At 37.9% G+C, this 2,952-nt stretch carries 2 protein-coding genes; both read right to left on the reverse strand.

From position 1 onward, the window contains the following. Positions 1 to 291: 291 nt before the first annotated feature. Positions 292 to 990 carry a type 1 glutamine amidotransferase gene (locus HWQ41_RS26670; protein ID WP_292769883.1) on the reverse strand — a complete coding sequence of 233 codons (699 nt, stop codon included), beginning with the start codon at positions 988 to 990 and terminating at the stop codon, positions 292 to 294. Positions 991 to 1,050: 60 nt separating this feature from the next. Beyond that, entirely contained in the window at positions 1,051 to 1,644 is a 594-nt protein-coding gene (locus HWQ41_RS26675) for a TetR/AcrR family transcriptional regulator (protein ID WP_292769885.1), read from the reverse strand. Positions 1,645 to 2,952: the final 1,308 nt, after the last annotated feature.

Here is a 2,952-nt window from a genome sequence, read left to right on the forward strand (position 1 = left end):
CCCAGGAACGAGAGGTGATCACATTTGGTTATGTCTGTCAATGCGTAAGTCCTAGCCATCAGTTTTGTGTCTGATTGCATAGATACCAGGACGAGCAGGAATGTTGGCAAATTCGCGGCTCAAAAGCTGGCATTGCTCAAAGGGTGTGAATGCGATCGCATCCAGGATTCTCTGAAGCTCAGATTTGCAATTCAGAGTCGTTTGTCGGCATGAAAGTAAGAAAAACGAAGTGGCAGGTAGGGCAATCGCTCGCTGAAAGATGGGCAGTTTTATTGCGTGATAAATAATAATTTATTTTGTAAAAGTAGCAAAATAATCTAAAATTTTACACATGACAGTGTTTATATTACTAAAATCACCATCCCGTACAAGCATTTCTTCAGGTTTCTGAATATATTTACCTGTAACTAATTCTGAAGCACAATTTTCAATAATTTGCCGAACGCTGTCTTTAGTTGATTCTAGGTGAAATTGTAAACCTAATACTCTATCTCCATAAATAAAAGCTTGATTTGCACATACTTCACTATAGGCTAGTTGTACAGCAGCCGGTGGTAAGTCAAAAGTATCACCATGCCAATGAAACACAGTGAAAGTTGCAGGTAATGAAGCAAAAACAGGATATTTTTGTGTTTCTGTTGTCACTTGAATCGGATACCAACCTATTTCTTTTTCCTGACCTTTGTAAACCTTGGAACCTAAAACATCAGCGATTAGCTGCGAACCAAGACAAATGCCAATAACTATTTTATTCTTCTTGATTGCTTCTTCAATAAAATGTTTTTCCCAAGTCAACCAAGGATACTTATCATCCTCGTAAATATTCATCGGCCCACCCATTACTATTACCCAATCTAGACCATCAACAGATGGTAAAGTGTCACCGTTATAAAACTTAGTTGCAGAGAGAATATAATCTTTCTTTGTCAACCACTGTTTAATACTAGCAAGTCCTTCAAATGGCACATGTTGTAAGTAATGAATTCTCATTCATGACTGCTCCGAACTTAGTTGCAGTGTGATTTTTTACATTAAATCATATAATAGACTTCATGTAACGCCGGATTTTGATGCAGTCTGGATTAGGATTGCCGCCACCTTTTTCGCTTGTGAAGCGGTTGACCAACTTCCTTCCATCATCGCAACCACGATCGCACCTTGCACTAAAAGAAGCAGTTGCCTAGCTAACTGTTCCGGTGATGAAACTTCTGCGGCTTGAGCTAGACTCTTGATGTAGTGGTAGATCGATTGTTGATGCTCCAATGCCACTCGATGTCCAGGATGGTCAGCATTGGCTAGTTCCACTGAAGCATTAATGAATGCACAACCTCGAAAATCTGGGCCCTCAAACCATTCCCGTAATGCATCAAATATTGCTAGTAGTTGTTGGGATGGGTTAGAAGCTCGTTGCTCAATCGTGGTTGTGAGCCATTCACACCATTGTTCATCTTGTTGTCGCAGCCACGCTTCAATCAATGCATCCTTTGACTTAAAATGATTGTAGAGCGACATTTTTGCAACGCCAGATTCCGCAACGATTCTGTCAATACCGACGTTGCGAATTCCCTCTCGGTAAAATAAGCCTGATGCTGTACTTAGGATGCGATCGTGAACAGATTTACGGGTTGTTTTCGGTTTAGTCATTTAGATCACATCCTTGAATAATCTGTAATTTTTAAATATAGCAGTTGCCAGGTAGCGGTTGACATCAGCTAATCAGAAAACACTGACACCAAGAGACTTTCAACCCTGTTCCCTGTTCCCTGTTTCCTGCTATACTTCATCAATAATACTGACAAAGATTTTTCCAATTTCACAATTGTTTAAACCTGATACTTTACTAGCTTTTTGAAGTTAGGCTGTAAACGTGTCAAATTTTTCACATTTTTGTTAGGCTTTTACGTTTCCAAAATATAGCATTCCTATTTAATCAGGACTTAGACAAGATGTGGCCAAAAATATTATTCTTGCGTAGCGATAATTCATGAATTACCACTACTTTCGTCATGTTTTGCGTAAGTCCTATTAATCTATAAAAATCTCAAGGCTCAGATACCCGACTTCTCAAAGAAGTCGGGTATCTTGTTGTTCACTAACAAGAATTGGAAATTGGAAAACACCCTTAACCATTTTTTGATTCCTTTTAAAGACCAGGGTATTTCATTCACAGATATATTGAATTGAGTTGAGTTTGCTTTATCCAGTTGCTCGAATCGATAACAGCGTTTGCGATTGCTTGTTCTATTCTTTCATTCGCCAAAACTTCGATTCTTCGATTCTTCGATTCTTTCTAAGGACTTAAGAAAAAACTATCTGTAAAGAATAAAGGGTTTATCCCAGAAGTGATTGATGAACTGCAAGCAGACCAAAGTCCCCCCGAACTCTGGAACTGCTACCGATCAAGTACTTCCACAATCCTCCAGAGACTTGTGGAGCAAGATCATCAGTTCATCAAACTATTGGTTAACTTATGGGATTTGGCTTCTTCACTAGAGCGCAAGTGCTTGGAGATCCTTTGTGCTTTAGCGATTTAGATTCCCTATAAATCAAGAATATCATACATCTGGCCAATTTACTTGCGCTGACCAATTAATTTACAAAGAGTATTCGTGGTTACAATTAGTCATCAGCTAGAGAGCCTCAAAGCTGATAATTGCGTTATTCTGTTGTTTCAAGTCGAGCAACTATCGCCGATTTATCCAACTTAAGCATCCACAATCAGGAGAGAAATTAAATTATTCATGTTCTTATATATAGTTAGAATAGTCTGTCTATTTTAATTGCAGTAAGTCTTATATATATAAGAATAAAAGTTGCTTATAATCTATACAGAACTGTCTGTTATCAAGTGATTATATCGCCACTTTACAAGATTAATTTCCGTTATTGTTATCAGATTGACTATTATTAATTAAAAAGGTTGATAGGATTTTGAAATCAAGGAACTCAAAG

Source organism: Nostoc sp. NOS(2021), from assembly GCF_017115025.1.
In the GTDB taxonomy this organism is placed as follows: domain Bacteria; phylum Cyanobacteriota; class Cyanobacteriia; order Cyanobacteriales; family Nostocaceae; genus Nostoc.

Coding starts and splice junctions, on each gene's coding strand:
- HWQ41_RS26675 (WP_292769885.1), bottom strand. CDS start 1,644: ATGACTAAACCGAAAACAACCCGTAAATCTGTTCACGATCGCATCCTA.
- HWQ41_RS26670 (WP_292769883.1), bottom strand. CDS start 990: ATGAGAATTCATTACTTACAACATGTGCCATTTGAAGGACTTGCTAGT.